This is a genomic window from Actinomadura mexicana, assembly GCF_900188105.1.
In the GTDB taxonomy this organism is placed as follows: Bacteria; Actinomycetota; Actinomycetes; order Streptosporangiales; family Streptosporangiaceae; genus Spirillospora; species Spirillospora mexicana.
In genome coordinates, this window is sequence record NZ_FZNP01000008.1 from 1 (window position 1) to 15,791 (window position 15,791).

13 protein-coding genes are annotated in these 15,791 nt (G+C 73.9%); 4 read left to right on the plus strand and 9 right to left on the minus strand.

Annotated elements, in window-relative coordinates; translation table 11 throughout:
• Positions 1–109: 109 nt before the first annotated feature.
• From iolB to CHC11_RS20960, 4 genes are read right to left on the minus strand one after another with little or no spacing between them, the layout of a single operon-like run.
• Entirely contained in the window at positions 110–967 is an 858-nt protein-coding gene (iolB, locus tag CHC11_RS20945; protein WP_089313486.1) for a 5-deoxy-glucuronate isomerase, read from the minus strand.
• A complete protein-coding gene (gene iolC / locus CHC11_RS20950) occupies positions 964–1,899 on the minus strand; it encodes a 5-dehydro-2-deoxygluconokinase (protein WP_089313487.1) in 936 nt (311 codons plus the stop codon). Before iolC ends, iolB begins: the two co-directional genes overlap by 4 nt.
• Positions 1,896–2,747: a TIM barrel protein gene (locus CHC11_RS20955; protein WP_089313488.1), complete on the minus strand. Its 852-nt coding sequence runs from the start codon at positions 2,745–2,747 to the stop codon at positions 1,896–1,898. The genes iolC and CHC11_RS20955 overlap by 4 nt, the downstream gene beginning before the upstream one ends.
• Positions 2,744–3,754, minus strand: coding sequence for a Gfo/Idh/MocA family protein (locus CHC11_RS20960; RefSeq protein ID WP_089313489.1), 1,011 nt, complete (start codon positions 3,752–3,754; stop codon positions 2,744–2,746). Before CHC11_RS20960 ends, CHC11_RS20955 begins: the two co-directional genes overlap by 4 nt.
• 168 nt (positions 3,755–3,922) lie before the next feature.
• On the opposite strand from CHC11_RS20960, the gene CHC11_RS20965 reads away from it, so the two are divergent.
• Positions 3,923–5,434, plus strand: a complete 1,512-nt coding sequence (locus CHC11_RS20965) for a nitroreductase family deazaflavin-dependent oxidoreductase (protein WP_089313490.1) — start codon at positions 3,923–3,925, stop codon at positions 5,432–5,434.
• On the opposite strand, the gene CHC11_RS20970 is transcribed toward CHC11_RS20965, so the two are convergent.
• Together CHC11_RS20970 and lon are read right to left on the minus strand one after the other, a co-directional pair.
• Positions 5,431–5,916 carry a VanZ family protein gene (locus CHC11_RS20970; protein ID WP_245919524.1) on the minus strand — a complete coding sequence of 162 codons (486 nt, stop codon included), beginning with the start codon at positions 5,914–5,916 and terminating at the stop codon, positions 5,431–5,433. The two genes, CHC11_RS20965 and CHC11_RS20970, sit on opposite strands and share 4 nt — an antisense overlap.
• Before the next feature lie 127 nt (positions 5,917–6,043).
• Positions 6,044–8,440, minus strand: coding sequence for an endopeptidase La (lon, locus tag CHC11_RS20975; protein WP_089313491.1), 2,397 nt, complete (start codon positions 8,438–8,440; stop codon positions 6,044–6,046).
• 286 nt (positions 8,441–8,726) lie between these two features.
• Between lon and CHC11_RS20980 the strand changes: the two genes are divergently transcribed.
• Entirely contained in the window at positions 8,727–9,179 is a 453-nt protein-coding gene (locus CHC11_RS20980) for a hypothetical protein (protein ID WP_143227179.1), read from the plus strand.
• A 574-nt stretch (positions 9,180–9,753) separates the two neighbouring features.
• Here the strand turns inward: CHC11_RS20980 and CHC11_RS20985 are convergent.
• The 3 genes from CHC11_RS20985 to CHC11_RS20995 all read right to left on the minus strand — a co-directional run bounded on the left by CHC11_RS20985 (position 9,754) and on the right by CHC11_RS20995 (position 11,502).
• Positions 9,754–10,677, minus strand: coding sequence for a bifunctional helix-turn-helix transcriptional regulator/GNAT family N-acetyltransferase (locus tag CHC11_RS20985; protein WP_089313493.1), 924 nt, complete (start codon positions 10,675–10,677; stop codon positions 9,754–9,756).
• Between the two features lie 72 nt (positions 10,678–10,749).
• Positions 10,750–11,073 carry a DUF3817 domain-containing protein gene (locus tag CHC11_RS20990; protein ID WP_089313494.1) on the minus strand — a complete coding sequence of 108 codons (324 nt, stop codon included), beginning with the start codon at positions 11,071–11,073 and terminating at the stop codon, positions 10,750–10,752.
• Between the two features lie 72 nt (positions 11,074–11,145).
• The gene (locus CHC11_RS20995; protein ID WP_089313495.1) at positions 11,146–11,502 is read right to left on the minus strand and encodes a hypothetical protein; all 357 of its coding nucleotides are present in this window, start codon (positions 11,500–11,502) and stop codon (positions 11,146–11,148) included.
• 221 nt (positions 11,503–11,723) lie between these two features.
• Here CHC11_RS20995 and CHC11_RS21000 point away from each other — a divergent pair, with 221 nt between their 5' ends.
• Both CHC11_RS21000 and CHC11_RS21005 read left to right on the plus strand, forming a co-directional pair.
• Positions 11,724–13,097, plus strand: coding sequence for an SWIM zinc finger family protein (locus CHC11_RS21000; RefSeq protein WP_089313496.1), 1,374 nt, complete (start codon positions 11,724–11,726; stop codon positions 13,095–13,097).
• A complete protein-coding gene (locus CHC11_RS21005) occupies positions 13,094–15,739 on the plus strand; it encodes a DUF6493 family protein (protein WP_089313497.1) in 2,646 nt (881 codons plus the stop codon). Before CHC11_RS21000 ends, CHC11_RS21005 begins: the two co-directional genes overlap by 4 nt.
• Positions 15,740–15,791 lie beyond the last annotated feature (52 nt).

The window sequence follows — 15,791 nt, forward strand, 5'->3', positions numbered from 1 at the left end:
CCATGCCCGAAAATCCCGAAACAGCCCGCGAAGAACCGCCGCTCCACACCATCCCGCTCACTGAACTGCACCGACAGGAAACGCACCAGCGCCTGACCCACCGTCAGTCTCATGCGCGTCCCTCCGGCGAGGTCAGCGGCAGCCGGGGATCGACCGGCAGCCCCTCCCAGGTGTCGCGGATCCAGGCGTGCGCGGGGTCGTCGCAGATCCGCCAAGCGCGCTCCGGGGACGGCCCGGCCATCACGTTCAGGTAGTACAGGTCGTGCCCGGGCGGCGCCATCGACGGGCCGTGCCAGCCGTGCGGGATCAGCACGGCGTCGCCGCTGCGGACCTCCGCCAGCACGTCGATCGGACGCCCCGGCGACCCGTACACGCGCTGGTAGGCCATGCCGTCCCCGGCGACCTCGAAGTAGTAGATCTCCTCGAGGACGGCCTCGTCGGGCGTCTGCTCGTCGTGCTTGTGCGGAGGGAACGACGACCAGCAGCCCGCCGGCGTCAGCACCTCGCAGGCGATCAGCTTCTCGGCGAACGGGAACCCCTCCGGCGTCCCGAAGTTGTTGACCTGCCGACTCGCCGACCCCGCACCCCGCAACTCCACCGGCACCTTCTCGGCGGGCCCGTAGCGAGGTGCGAGCCGGCGCTCGCACCTGGCCCCCGCCAGCGCGAACCGCCCACGGCCACGGATGGTCACCCGAGCGTCGCGCGGCACGTAGGCGAAGTCGCTGACCCGGGCGAAGACGTCCTCGCGGCCCTCCAACTCGAACCGCTCGCCGTCGCACTCCACGGCACACGACCCCGCCAACGGCAGCACGATGGTCTCGAACTCACCGGTGTCGAACGTGTGCGACCCGCCTTCCGGCAGCTCCAGCACCCGCAGCCCCGAGTACGCCCAACCGGCCGACTCGGGTGTCACGACGAGCCCGTACGGGGCTTCGGCGGCGGTTCCGGCGGGGAGGTGGTGTTTCATCGCGTCTCCTTGAGGAGTTCGTCGACCTCGTCTTGCGTGGGCATCGCGTCGGAGCAGGCGATCCGGGACGCGACGATCGCCCCTGCCGCGCCCGCGAACTCGACGAGCCGCCGCAGTTCCCATCCGGCGAGGAGGCCGTGGCAGACGGCGCCGCCGAAAGCGTCCCCGGCGCCGAGTCCGTTGACGACGTCCACCTTGACCGGTGGCACCTCCACGACCTCGTCGGCCGTCGCCGCGAGGACGCCCTCCGGGCCCATCTTCACGATGGCGAGTTCCGGGCCGCGGGCCAGGATCGCGCGTGCGGCGGCGCGCGGCTCCCGCTCCCCCACGGCGACCTCGCACTCCTCCAGGTTTCCGACCGCGACCGTCGCCCGTTCCAAGGCGAGACCTGCCCAGTGCGGAGCCTCCGAGGGGTCCTCCCAGAGCATCGGCCGGTAGTCGAGGTCGATGACGGTCTGCCCAGGGTGCTCCCCCAGCGCGGTCAGGGTCGCCTCCCGGCTGGGCTCCTGCGAAAGGCCCGTGACCGTGGCCCAGACGATGCGCGCCGAGCGGATCGCGTCGAGGTCGAGCTCGTCCCGGCGGATCTCCAGGTCGGGCGCCTTGGGGTAGCGGTAGAAGTACAGCGGGAAGTCGTCGGGCGGGAAGATCTCGCAGAAGGCCAGCGGTGTCGGCAGGCCGGGGACGGCGGTGACGAAGCGGTCGTCCACGCCGTAGCCCCGAAGGGCGTTGTGGATGAACCGGCCGAAGGGGTCTTCCCCCGTGCGCGTGATGACGGCGGAGCTGCGGCCGTACCTGGCCGCCGCCACGGCGACATTGGTCGGGCTGCCGCCGAGGTACTTGCCGAACGACTCGACGTCCTCCAGCGGCGTGCCCACCTGGTTCGGATAGACGTCGACGCTGACCCGCCCCATCGTGATGAGGTCGAACGTCATCGGGCCACCCCGGCGAGGTAGTCGAGGCTCCTGCGGACGTCGCCGAACGGTCCGGCTCCCTGCGCCGGCTCGCCGGTCAGGACGGCGTCCTGCTCCATCACCCACCAGCCTTCGTAACCGGCGGCCTCCAGGGTCCGGATGATGTCGGGGATGTCGATGTCACCGTCCCCGAGCGGCCTGTACAGACCGTCCCGCACCGCGCTCGTGTACGTGATCTCTCCCTTGAGTACCTGTTGGGCGAGGCCCACGTCCACATCCTTCAGATGGACATGCGCTATGCGCGGCGCCGCGAAACGCGCCAGCCAGACCGGATCGGTGCCGCCGACCAGAAGGTGCCCTGTGTCGAGGCAGAGGGGGATACTGGATCCGCCCAGCACGCGTTCGACCTCGGCGCGGCGCTCCACGACCGTCCCGACGTGAGGGTGCAGGGTGGCGAGCCTGCCGCGTTCCGCGGCGCGCGCGGCGATCGCGTCGAGGTTCGCGAGCAGCGCCGCCCACGCCTTGGTGTCGAGGACGGGACGCTCGTCGTATCCGTCGAGTCCGGTTGCGGCGGCTAGGACGAGGACACCGTCGATGTCGTCCAGCGCCTTCTCGACCACGGGCAGTGGGTCGAACGCGGGGTCGTGCAGGACGACAGGTACGAACGCCCCTACGAGACCCAGCCCGAAGGCGGTCAGCAGTTCGTGCCGCTCTTGGGTGGCCGCAGGGAGGAAGCCGTCCGGCCCGAGTTCCGTCGCGGCGAGGCCGAGGTCGCGCATCTCGGCGAGCACCCGGCCCGGCTCCATCTGGTGGCCCCAGCCGGGCACCTCGCACACGCCCCACGAGATCGGCGCGCCGGCAATCCTCACCGCCGCACCTCCTCGACGCCGACCATCCGCTCCTCACGCAGGGACAGTTCGCACGCCTCGGCGAGGTAGAACGCCTCCAGCGCCTCCTCCGGCGGGCACGGGTTGGCGCGGCGGCCCGCCACGACGTCCGCGAAGGCCCGCAGTTCGGCGTCGTAGGCGTCGGAGAAGCGCTCCATGAAGCCGCCGTAGGGCGTCCTGGGCTGGTCCCCGTCCGGCAGTGCGGTGGCGGGCGTCCGGTCGTCCAGGCCGGTGATGACGCTGTCCTTGGAGCCGAACAGTTCCAGGCGCGCGTCGTACCCGGCGGCGTTGTAGCGGGTGGCCGAGACCTGGCCGAGCGTCCCGTCGTCCAGGATGAGCAGCGCGGACCCGGTGTCGACGTCGCCGGCCTCGCGGAAGAAGTCGTCGCCGCGGTTGGCGCCCGCCGCCATCACCCGGACGACCTCGCGGCCGGTGACGAACCGGATGAGGTCCAGGTCGTGGATGAGGCAGTCGCGGAACAGCCCGCCGGACGTGGGGACGTACTCGGCCGGCGGCGGCGCCGGGTCGAAGCTGCACGAGCGGACGGTGTGCAGCCAGCCGAGCCGCCCGGACGCGAGGGCCTCGCGCGCCGCCGCGTTCCCGGCGTCGAACCGGCGCTGGAACCCGACCTGCACCGGGACGCCGGCGCCCGCCGCCGCCCGGACGACTTGGAACGTTCCATCTAGATCGGACGCGAGCGGTTTCTCGCAGAAGACGGGGATTCGCGCGGTCACGGCCCGCTCCACCAGGGCCGCGTGCGCGTCCGTGGCCGCCGCGACGACCAGGCCGTCCAGGCCGGCGGAGAAGAGTCCCTCGACGGTGTCCAGGGCGGTGACCTCGGGCGGTCCCCCGCTCAGGCGCGCGGCGAGATCTCGGGCCCGCCCCGGATCCGCGTCCGCGATGACCACCGCCCCCACCTCGGGCAACTCCTGCAGCGCGGCGGCGTGGCGCGCACCAATGCGCCCCGCGCCGGCCAGTCCGATCCTCATCGATCTCCTCCCGGTCGGCGGTCAGGTGGGACACGAGTCTGATGGAGCGTTCCAGCAGCGTCAACGCCCCGGCTGTCCGCCTCATCGGTAATGGAGGTGTCCGAAATCCCGGCCGTTACTCGGGGCCTCGGCTGTCGCCGAAGCCTTACCAAGCGCTAGTTTTGCCTCATGCGGATCTTCGTCACCGGCGCCTCCGGCTTCGTCGGGTCCCACGCCGTCCGCGCCCTGCTCGCCGCCGGGCACCGGCCGCGCGCGCTGGTCCGCGACCCGGACAGGGCGGCGACGGTGCTGCGCACGGTCGGCGTCGACCCCCGGGACGTCGAACTCGTCCCCGGCGACATGCTGGACGAGGGCTCCGTCGCCGAGGCTCTGCGCGGCTGCGACGCCGCGATCCACACCGCCGCGGCGATCGGGGTGACCGGGGGCGCCGGCGACCTGGTGGAGGTGAACGTCCGGGGCACCCGCAACGTGGTGGGCGGCGCCGTCGCGCAGGGCCTGGCCCCGGTGGTCCACGTGTCGACGATCGGGGTGTTCGTCCCGCCGTCCGGCCCGGTCATCACCGCGGGGGACGCCCTGGCGAGCCCCCGGACCGACTACGGCAGGTCCAAACTGGCGGCCGAACGCTACGTGCGCGACCTCCAGGCGGACGGCGCGCCGGTCACCATCGTCTACCCCGGCGGCGTGTGCGGCCCGAACCAGCCGACGCTGGACGCGCTGATGGAGGGGCTCGCCGCCGCGCTCGGCAAGGTGTGGCCACTTCCGGGCGGCGGCGTCTCGGTCATCGACGTCCGCGACCTCGGCGAGGCGCTGGCACGTTCCGTCGAGGCACGGCAGGGCCCGAGCCGCTGGGTGCTCGGCGGCCACTACCTGACCTGGCCGCAGTACGCCGACCTGTGCGACCGCCTCACCGGCGTGAAGTGCCGCCGCGTCCGCGTGCCCAGCCGCGTCATGCTCGCGCTCGGCTCCGCCCTCGACGCGGCCAAGCGCGTCCGCCGCTTCGACTACCCGCTCACCCGCGACGCCGCCGAGTTCATGGTCACGCTGGTGCCGACCGACGACCGCCCCGTCCTGGACGCGCTCGGCCTCACGCTGCGCCCCGTCGAGGAGACCGTCGCCGACGGCCTGCGCTGGCTGGCCGAGAACGGCCATCTGAACCCGCGCCGGGCCGGACGGCTCGCCGCCAAGGAGGCCCCCATGCCGACCCTCGTCCAGCGCACCTTCGGCCCGGTCTTCCACCGGGTCTCGGGCGCCGAGTGGTTCTCCAGAGTGGGCCCCAGGGTCGTCCCGCCCGTGGACCGCACGCTGCACCGGCTCACCGGCGGGCGGCTCATGCTCGGCCAGCTCCTCGTGCCGAGCCTCGTCCTGACGACGACCGGCGCCGTCAGCGGGCTCCCCCGGCAGACGCCGCTCGCGTGCCTGCCCGACCAGGAGGGCGGCTGGTACGTCGTCGGCTCCAACTTCGGCCGGGAGAAGCACCCCGCCTGGACGGGCAACCTCCTGAAGAACCCCGACGCGCAGGTCAGTTTCCAGGGCCGCACCGTCCCGGTCACCGCCCGCCTCCTGGACGACGTCGAGCGCAAGGAGGTCTGGCCTCGCCTCACCGCCGTCTGGCCCGTCTACGACCGTTACGTGGAACGCGCCGAACGGCAGCTCAGGGTCTTCCGCCTGAGGCCCCGCTAACGGCCGCGAAGGGTCCTGGAAAGCTTCCGGCCGATGAGCAGATAGGCGAGCACGACACCGCTGACGTTGAGGATGACGTCGTCGACGTCGAAGGCCCGTCCCATCACGAACGTGCCCTGGACCGTCTCGATGGCCAGCGAGAGCATGCCGCCCACCAGGGCCAGCCGCACGGGGCCGCGGAGGGTCGTCCAGACCAGGGGCAGCAGCACTCCGAGCGGAGCCAGCAGCACCACGTTGCCGCCTATCTGGAGGAGCGCGTCCTTGGTCGGCTGGTCCATGTAGAACCGGAGCGACCGGCCCGGATCGGTGTTCCCGCCCGCCTGCCCGTTGTCATGGACGGGCGTCAGCGTGAGTTTGAACGCGAAATACAAGAAGACGCCGAGAAAACCCAACGAGATGATGACGACCACCACGCGCAGGGCGATGACGTACCAGGGGACCCTCTCGCCCGCCGCTGCGGGCTGCCACATTTCGACCAACACGCGCCGCGGTCTGCCCCGTCCGCCACGGTCCATGCGCATCCCCGGGTTTCGGTATGACCGGATAGTCCATTGAAGCCAGAACGCCCGTACCGGGATGAACCCGGCACGGGCGCTCCGTGCGCCGCGATCAGGCGGCGACCGCGGTGGTGGCGGGCTCCAGGGCCAGGTCCAGCACCTCGCGGACGTCGCTGACGGCGAACACCGTCATCGTGTCGAGCACCTCGGCCGGGACGTCCTCCAGGTCCGGCTCGTTGCGCTTGGGCACGATCGCGGTGGTGATGCCGAGCCTCGACGCGGCCAGCAGCTTCTGCTTCAGCCCGCCGATCGGCAGCACCCGCCCGGTCAGCGACACCTCACCGGTCATCGCCACGTCCGAGCGCACCGGGCGGCCCGACAGCAGCGACGCCAGCGCCGTCGTCATCGTGATGCCCGCGCTCGGGCCGTCCTTCGGGATCGCGCCGGCGGGCACGTGGACGTGCACGCCGCGGTCCTTCAGGTCGCCGACCGGCAGTTCCAGCTCCGCGCCGCGCGAGCGCAGGTAGCTGAGCGCGATCCGCGCCGACTCCTTCATGACGTCGCCGAGCTGGCCGGTGAGCGTCACGCCGGTGTCCCCGGTCTCCCGGTCGGCCAGCGACGCCTCGATGTAGAGGACGTCGCCGCCCGCGCCGGTGACGGCGAGGCCCGTCGCCACGCCCGGCACGCCGGTGCGGCGCTCGTTCCTGCTCAGCTCGACCTCCGGGGTGAACCGCGGCCGGCCGAGGTAGTCCCTCAGGTCGTCCGCGCCGATCCGGACGGGCAGCGCCGCCTTCCCGAGCGCGACGTTGGCCGCGACCTTGCGCAGCACCCGCGCGATCGAGCGGTCCAGGGACCGGACGCCGGCCTCCCGGGTGTACTCGGCCGCCAGCAGCCGCAGCGCGTCGTCGCCGAAGACCGCCTCGGACGCCTCCAGCCCCGCCTTGTCGAGCTGGCGCGGCAGCAGGTGGTCGCGGGCGATCGTGACCTTCTCGTCCTCGGTGTAGCCGTCCAGCTCCACCAGCTCCATCCGGTCGAGCAGCGGCCCGGGGATCGCCTCCACCACGTTCGCGGTGGCCAGGAACAGCACGTCGCTCAGGTCGAGCTCCACCTCCAGGTAGTGGTCCCGGAAGGTGTGGTTCTGCTCGGGGTCGAGGACCTCCAGCAGCGCCGCGGTCGGGTCGCCCCGGTAGTCGGCGCCGACCTTGTCGACCTCGTCCAGCAGGACGACGGGGTTCATCGTCCCCGCCTCGCGGATGGCGCGGACGATGCGCCCCGGGAGGGCGCCCACGTACGTGCGGCGGTGCCCCCGGATCTCGGCCTCGTCCCGCACGCCGCCCAGGGCGACCCGCACGAACTCGCGTCCCATGGCCCGCGCGACCGACTCGCCCAGCGACGTCTTGCCGACGCCGGGAGGACCGGTCAGCGCCAGCACCGCGCCGCTCCTGCGTCCGCCCACGACGCCCAGGCCGCGCTCCTCGCGCCGCTTGCGCACGGCCAGGTACTCGACGATGCGCTCCTTGACGTCGTCGAGACCGGCGTGGTCGGCGTCCAGGATCTCCCGCGCGCCCGCGATGTCGTAGGCGTCCTCGGTCCGCTCGTTCCAGGGGATGTCGAGGACGGTGTCCAGCCAGGTGCGGATCCAGCCGCCCTCGGGCGAGGCGTCGGACGACCGCTCCAGCTTGTCGACCTCCTTCAGCGCCGCCTCGCGCACCTTCTCGGGAAGGTTCGCGGCCTCGATCCGGGCCCGGTAGTCGTCCTCCTCGTCGGCCGGGTCGCCGTTCAGCTCGGCCAGCTCCTTGCGGATGGCCTCCTGCTGCTGGCGCAGCAGGAACTCCCGCTGCGTCTTCTCCATGCCCTCCTGGACGTCCTTGCGGATGGTCTCCGCCACGTCCAGCTCGGCGAGGTGGTCGCGCGTCCACCCGATCACCAGGGTGAGCCGCTCCACGACGTCGACGGTCTCCAGGACCTCGATCTTCTGCTCGTCGGTGAAGTACGGCGCGTAACCGGCGTTGTCGGCCAGCGTGGAGGGGTCGTCGATCTGCTGCACGACGTCCACGACCTGCCAGGCGCCCCGCTTCTGCAGGATCGCGCTGACCAGCCCCTTGTACTCCTTCGCCAGCTCCTGCGCGCGCCCGGTCGCCGGCGGCGCCTCCACCGCCGTCCCCTCGACCCACAGCGCCGCGCCCGGCCCGGTCGTCCCGGTGCCGATCCGCACCCGCTGCACGCCGCGGACGACGGCGCCCGGCTCACCGCCGGGCAGCCGCCCCTCCTGCTCGATCACGCCGAGCGTGCCGATGCCGGCGTACTGCCCGTTCAGCCTGGGCACCAGCAGCACCCGCGGCTTGGCCGCCGACCGGATGCCCGGCCCCTTGGTCTGCGCGACCGCCCGCGCGGCCTCGACGGCGGCCCGGACCTCGCCGCTCTCCGACAGGTCCAGGGGCACCACCATGCCGGGCAGAACGACCCCGTCTTCCAGGGGCAGCACCGGCAGCGTCAGGGTCTCGCTCATGCTCAGCTCCAACTCAGTAGGACACCCAACCGCAAGATTGAGTCATACACACTCAAGAAAACGGAGCAACATTTTGTTTCCGCAGCAACGTTCGCTCTCAGCGATCACGCCCGGAGCGCGCAGCAAGGCCACGACCGGCGTCTCGGCGGCGGGGCGCGCGGCGGCCTAGGCCGGCACCGCTCCACGACGCCGAGGCGGTTCCCGCGTTCCGCCGGGTCGCGGGGGTCAGCCCCGCCGTCCCGGCCTGCGCGGACTCCGCGCCGGCGTCGACCGACGTGGAGCATCCGTGTCTTCTCCCCTGCCTCCGGCGGACGCCTCGATCGACCGCCGAATGATCTTCCTCTTGGCTCTGACCTGCGGCGTCGCCGCGGGGAACAGGACGCTGCTGCTGGAGATCGCGATGCAGTCCGGCATGATCGCCAACCAGGCGCGGATCTTCGCGTTGCGCCCGGACGCCCGCATCTGGATCAACACCGCCTACGACCTGCGCGTTCCTCGGCGGCAGCACCGGATCGTGGCTCGGCGCGGGCGCCTGCACGCGGTTCGGCTGGACGGCCGTCTGCGCGCTCGTCGCCCTGCTGGGATGCGCGGCGCTCGCCCGGCACCTGCTGCGCCGTTCCGCCCGCCCGGACCCGCGGGGCAATGCGGAGGCAAAGGCCCCTTCGCGATCTTGATTCTTTGCCGGGGGGCCGGTTTACGCGCGCATGACGCGAGGGTACTTAACGCAACGAGATCGTGACGCAGGGTGAACGACAGGTACTCGGGCGGCAAAGCCCCAGGTCGAACGGCGGGAGGCGACGGATGCACCGCAGCAAGCGCGCAGACCGGCCCGTCTCCGCGCCCCCTTCCCCGCGCGGCCCGGTCCGTACGGCCGAGAACGTTCGCGGCGTACCGCACCGCGGCCGCCCCCGCCCCCCGGCGGGAGCCGCGGTGGGCGGGCACGGCGACACACCTCGGGTCCTCGGCCGTACCGGACCGGCCCGGCGCCGACGTCCTCCCCCGGGCCCCGTGCCGCTCGCCCCCGCGGCACCGGCGCCCCCACAGGCCGGACCGGCCGCGGCGCGCAGCCGTGCCGCCGGTCCGGCCGCAGGCATCCGGGCGCCGTGCAGGCGCCCTCTCCCGACCGCCGGGCGAGCGCCCGCGCCCGGCGTGGCACGGGAAGGAGGTGGGAGCCAGACCCGACCCGAACCGGCGTGCAGCCGGTGAGTTCAGGCGGCCGGTACTCCGTCCGACCCCCGTCCCGGCCGCCTACGCAGTCAGGGATCGCTGCGGAGCAGGGCCCGTGGAGGAGCGACACCCTCCGCGGGCCCCGTTCACAGCTTCCGGCGCCAGACCTGCCCGTGCACGACGTCCCCGAAGCGCTCCACCGGCGCCTCCCGCTCTTCCAGGACGAACCCGGCCTGCTCGTAGAGGCGGTGCGCGGGACGCTGCAGCGCCGTCGTCCACAGCATGATCTCGGCGTAGCCCGCCTTGGCGGCGAAGCCGACGCACTCGGCGACCAGCGCCGCCCCGACGCCCGTCCCGCGGGCCTGCGGCTCGACGTGCAGCAGCCGGAGCTGCGCGACGCCGTCCTCCCGCCGGACGCAGAACACCGCGCCCAGCCGCTCCCCGTCCGACTCGGCGATCCAGGCGTTCTCCCGCTCCGGGTCGTGCCCGCGCACGTAGTCGGCGACGACGGAGGCGACCAGCGCCTCGTAGGTGCGGTCCCAGCCGCACTCCACGTCGTAGAGGGCGCCGTTGCGCTCCACCACCCAGCCGAGGTCGCCGGGGCGCAGCGGGCGCAGGGCGAAGCCCTCCCGGCGGGGACGCTCCCCGAGGACGTCCTGGACGGTGCGCATCGCCGCCAGCAGGCGGCGGCGGTCGGCCGGGTCCAGGCCGTCCAGCAGCTCGCGGACCTCGGCGACGGACCGCTCGTCCAGCATGCCGAACACCTCGCGGCCCCGCGGGGTGAGCCGGACGATCTGGCGCCGGGCGTCGCCCGGTGCGCGCTCCCGCGCGACGAGGCCGTCGGTCTCGAACCGGGCGAGCATCCGGCTGAGGTAGCCGGCGTCCAGGCCGAGGACGCGGCGCAGGGCCAGCACCTCGCTGTCCTCCCGCTGCGCCAGCTCGAAGATCACCCTGGCCTCGGTGAGCGAGTACGGCGACCGGACGAGCCCTTCGCCGAGCACCCCGATGACGCCGGTGTAGAAGCGGTTGAACGCGCGGACCGTGCCGACGTCCTCCCGGGTCGCCTCCATGCCCGCCTCCTAACGTTTGACTCAGTCAAACATTAGGCGAGACGGGCGCCGCGCACCAGCCCCGGGGAACGGTCAGACGCTCGCTTCGGCCTCCGCGGGCCGCAGCTCCCGCGCGTCGCGGACCACCCTGCGCTCGACGAAGAAGGTCATCAGCGGCACCACGCCGCCGAGCACGATCATCACCATCCGGCCCAGCGGCCAGCCGGTGCGCCGCCACAGGTCGTAGGCGACCACCAGGTAGACCATGTAGAGGAAGCCGTGGACGGGCGCCACGATGCCCGCGAGGGCCGGCATGTCGGTGGGCCCGTACTTGAGGATCATGCCGATCACCAGCAGCACCAGCAGCGTGCCGACCACGAGCGCCAGGATCCGGTACCTGGTCACCGCGCCTTCCACAGCAAACGCACCTTTCGTTCGGCGGCCCCTCGGGCGGGGCGGGCCCCCATGGCGGGGTGTGCGGGGCGCGGGTCAGCCGCGCCCGCGGCTCTCGGAGTCGAGCCGCGCGAGGTAGCGGTTGTAGGCCGCGAGGGCGGGGTCCTCCTCCTCCTGCCGCCGGATGATCTCCCGCTTGACCTCGGCCTCCGCGGGCTCCTCGATGGTCCTCGGGGCGGGCTGCACCCCGGCCCGCTCGTCCCGGATCATCTTGACCCACATCACGATCACGAAGATCGCGAAGATCGGCCACTCGAACGTGTAGGCCCAGCTGCGGTCGTTGCCGCCCTGGGCCCGGTCGAACTGCCACCAGCCGAAGCCGAGGAACGCGCCGCACAGCACGATGGCGAGCGCGTGAAGCCCGAGCCAGCCTGGGGTGAGGAACCTTCGCACGTCACCGAGCCTACCCCCGGTCCCACGGGCCCCGACCGCGACCCCGGCCCGGCGCGCCGGGCCGTCGGGCGGGCTCCGGGCCCGCGATCGGCGCGGGGGGCTCAGCAGCCTCGCCGCCTGATCGCCGCCCACCCGCGCGAACCGGCGCCGCTCTTTCCCCGCCAGACCCCCTGATCGCGGAATCGGCCTGATTTGTCAGCCCGAAGCTCTACGTTTCCGGCATGGCGAGCAGCACGGTGGCGGCAGGGGCCGCGCAGTCGTACCGGTACACGAGGCCTTCCGGGCTGGACGAGGGGCTGCTGGGCCTCTCCACGTCCGGCGGGACGACGAGCAGCGGGCCGCAGGCGCACCCGCACTTCTTCAGCGGCGTGCTCACGCAGGCGCCGGCCGCGGCGGCCGGCCTGCTCGCGCTGGCCGACGTCGCGCAGACCCGGTACTTCCAGCCGCGTCCGACCTCGTTCCGGGATCCGGTCGTCACGTGCAACGGCGACCGGATCCGGATGGAGTCGTTCTCCGCCTGCGGCGGCGTCTACGCGCGGCTGGACGTGCTGGAAGCGGCGCTGGACGGCGAGGTCCACGAGCGCGGCACGACGAACGTGGACGTGAACGGGCCGCTGCGCGAGGCGCTCGCCCGCGTGGGCGGCTCCGATCCGCTGCACCTGGCGGTCGGCGCCGGGGAGATGGCCGTCACCACCATGGACGGGGCGGTCGTGGAGAAGAAGGTCCCGCTGCCCGACCGCTGGCTCCGCGGCTTCGCCGAGGTCCAGGTCATCACGGCCGGGTTCGACCCGCGCGGGGAGCTGAGCGGGCCCGACGCGGTGCGGTTCCTGCGGTCCCTGCCGCGCGGGGCGCGCGAGCCGCTGTGGGTCGTCCCCGCGGGCCGGACGCTGCGGGTCGCGGCGCGCCCGTCCCCCGGGGCGGTCTGCCTGGCGGGGCCCGACCGGCTGCGGACGGTGCTGCCGCTCCTGCGGTTCGCGAAGGCGCTGCGCGTCTACGGGCCGCCCGTCGCCGGCGGGAGCGGACCGGTGTCGAGCGTCTGGGAACTGGAGCTGCCCGGCATGCGGTACGTCCTGACGCTGTCGCCGCAGCGTTCGCGCGGCTTCTCCGGGGAGGGCGCCGTGCTGGACGCCGTCTCGACCGACGAGGCGGCGGGGGACGCCGACCTGGTCGGCGCGCTGCTGTCCTTCGAGCCGCGGGTGGAGCCGGGCCTGCTGGCCGAGCGGTCGGGACTCGCGCTCGCGCGGACGAAGGCGGCGCTGGTCCAGCTGGGGACGTCCGGCCGCGTCGGCTTCGACACCGCCGAGGCCGCGTTCTTCCACCGCGAGCTGCCCTACGACCCGGCGCGGGTGGCCGACCTCAACCCGCGGCTGCGTTCGGCGCGGGCGCTGGTCGCGGAGGGCGCCGTGCGGTTCACCGCCGAGGACGCGGCGGTCGTCCTCGGCGGCGGCGGCGAGCGCCGGGTCCGCTTCGACGGCGACCGGGTCACCTGCACATGCCCGTGGTGGTACGACCATCGGGGCGAGCGCGGCCCGTGCAAGCACGTCCTCGCCGCCCGGATCGTCCGCCGCGAGGCGAGCGCGGAGGCGGCCCGATGACCGCCCCCGCGGACGACCTCCAGAAGGCGCTCGACGCCGGCGACGTGGAGCGGACGGCGCGGCTGGTGGCCGAGCTCGACGAGGACGCCCGGCGCGCCGTGGCGAAGGGCCTGACCGACCGCCTGAAGGCGATGCGCGCCGCGGCGCCCTACAGCGAGTTGACCCGTGGGACGGTGGAGCCGCTGCTGGTCGCCGGGGCCGGCACGCTCGGCGGGGCGGCGGCCGCGGCCGCGTGGCTGTGCCGCCGCGACCTGCGCCTGTGGTGGGCGTCGGACGGCTTCCTCCGGCTGTGCGCGGCGCTGTGCGAGGTCACGTCCGCGCGCCCGGACGAATGGCGCGCCGAGGTCGGCCGCCGCGTCGCCGACCGGATCCGCGTCGCCGACGGCGAGCCCATGCTGTGGTACATCGCGGCGGCGCTGGCCGAGTCCGCCGGGGCCGTCCCGGAGTCGGACGGGTTCGTGGTCGGCTGGGTGGCCGAGCGCGACCTCCCCGACGCCGACGACCCGTTCCTGGACGCGCTCGTCCCGAAGCTGTTCGAGGTGAACGCGGTGGGCGGCGCCCTCGCCGAGGACGAGGCGAGGCTCCAGTGGAACAAGTCCCGCAAGGGCACCTGGGCCGGCACCCTCTCCGGCCTGGCCGCGAGCGGGCGGCTCGACCGCGCGGTCCTGCTCGACGGCTGCGTCCGCCGCTTCCTGCGCGGCGGCACCGCCCGCGACCTCCGCTGGTTCATCGCCCTGCACGACGCGCTGGAGCCCACCGACGAGGAGACGGCCGCCCTCGTGCGCGACTACGTCCGCCTGCTCCCGGCCGCGCCCTCGACCGTCGCGGGCCTCGCCCTGCGCCAGGTCCGGCGCGTCGACGACCGGGGCGAGCTCGACGCGGCACTGTTCGAGGAGGCCGCGGGCGCGGTGCTGTTCCGGCCCGAGAAGAAGCTCGTCCAGGCCGCCCTGACCTGGCTCGACCGCACGGCCCGCAGGCGCGACCGGGTCGACGCCACGCTGCGCGCCGTCACGGCCGTCTTCGGCTCCGACGCGCTCGACCTGCGCGAGCGCGCCGTCGCGGTCGCGACCAGGTTCGCGGGCCAGGCGGGCGAGGCCGTCCGCGAGGAGGTCCGCGCCGCCGCCCGCGACCTGCCGGCCGTGCTGCGCGAGCCCGTCGCGGCGGCGTTCGGCGCGGTCGAGGCCGCCGCCGCTCCCGAGCCGCTCCCGGGCCCGCCGCCCTTCACCCCGCGCGAGGCGCCCGCCCCGATCGGCTCCCTCGACGAACTGGCCGAGGAGTTCGCGGTCCTGCTGCGCGCCGACGAGGAGTGGCGCACGTCCGAACGCTTCCTGGCAGCGCTCGTCGAGTTCGCCTACCGCGACCCGGAGGGGACGCGCGCGGCGCTCCGCAAGCCTGCCGACGACCTCGCGTCCTGGCTCACGGGCTCCGATGGCCATGGGTACTGGGGCGCCTATGTCCGGGCGAGCTGGATCGCGCTGCCGGTGCGAAGCCTCCTGCACCCGCCCAAGTCGCACGGCCTTGTCGAAGCGCTGGCCTCCCTGTTGAAAGGACGGTTTCGCAAGGACGGGACGGTGTTCCACCCGCAGATGGAGCGCTTCCTCACCCTGCGCAGGCACGAGATCGCGTCCGCGGTCGGGAAGGCGCCCGTCCTCCTCGCGACCCCGACCGGAGGCAGCGGCCACGTCGACCCCGGCGTCCTGGTCGCGCGGCTCGAACGGATCGAGGCGGCGGGCGCCGAACCGGGGCGGGCCGACCTCGTGCAGGCGATGCTGCGCGTGCCCCGCGAGATCGACCCGGCCGCCGCGGCGCGCGCGAGACGGCTGGAGTCCAAGGCCGGCAGGACCCTCGCGGCGTGGCTGGGGGACGGCGGCCTCGCCGACCCCGCCGTCGAGTGCACGGTCCTCGACAAGCCCCTCGCGAGCGTCCGCGGCCGGACGGTCCGGCTGCCGACCCGGATCCTGTCCACGGTGGACGTCCCCGGCGACTCCGACATCGCCCACCTGTGCGCCTTCCCCGAGGACGGCTGGACGGACTTCGGGACGGCGGGGATCAGGGCGGCCCAGAAGTTCTGGCCGTCGGTCCTGCCGTCCCACCGCGAGGTGACCGCCGCGCATCTCGTCCCCGACCTGGCGGGCGCGGGCGATGACGACCTGGACCAGGGCGCCATCATGCTCGACCTGGCCGAGGCCGACGGGCCCACCGGCGCCGCCACGGGGACGCTGCTCGCCTGCGCGCTCGCCCACCGGAACCAGAACGTGCGCGCGGACGCCGTCGAGGCGCTCCTCGTCCTCAGCGCCCGGGGCGACCTGCCGGCGGCCGAGACGGGAACGGCGCTCGGACGGCTCGCCGGCCTGAAGCGCCTCACCCTCCCCCGCGCCGTGAAGGCCCTCACGGCGGCCGCCGACGGCGGCGGGCACGCCGGCGTCTGGACGATCCTCGCCGCGGCGCTCCCGCACGCGCTCCCCGCCCCGGGCGAGCGCGCCGTGACCGGGGTGCCCGACCTCATCGCCCTCGCGACCCGCCTGGCGGAGGCGACCGGCGCCGAGGGCGCCGTGCCGGGTCTCCGAGAGGTGGCGGCCCGCGGCGGTTCGAGCCGCCTGGTGAAGGAGTCCGCCCGCCTGCACCGCACGCTCGCAACGTGAGGGCGCGCCCCGGTGTTGACGGAAGTACCGGTCCGGTGTGGCACGCTGAGCC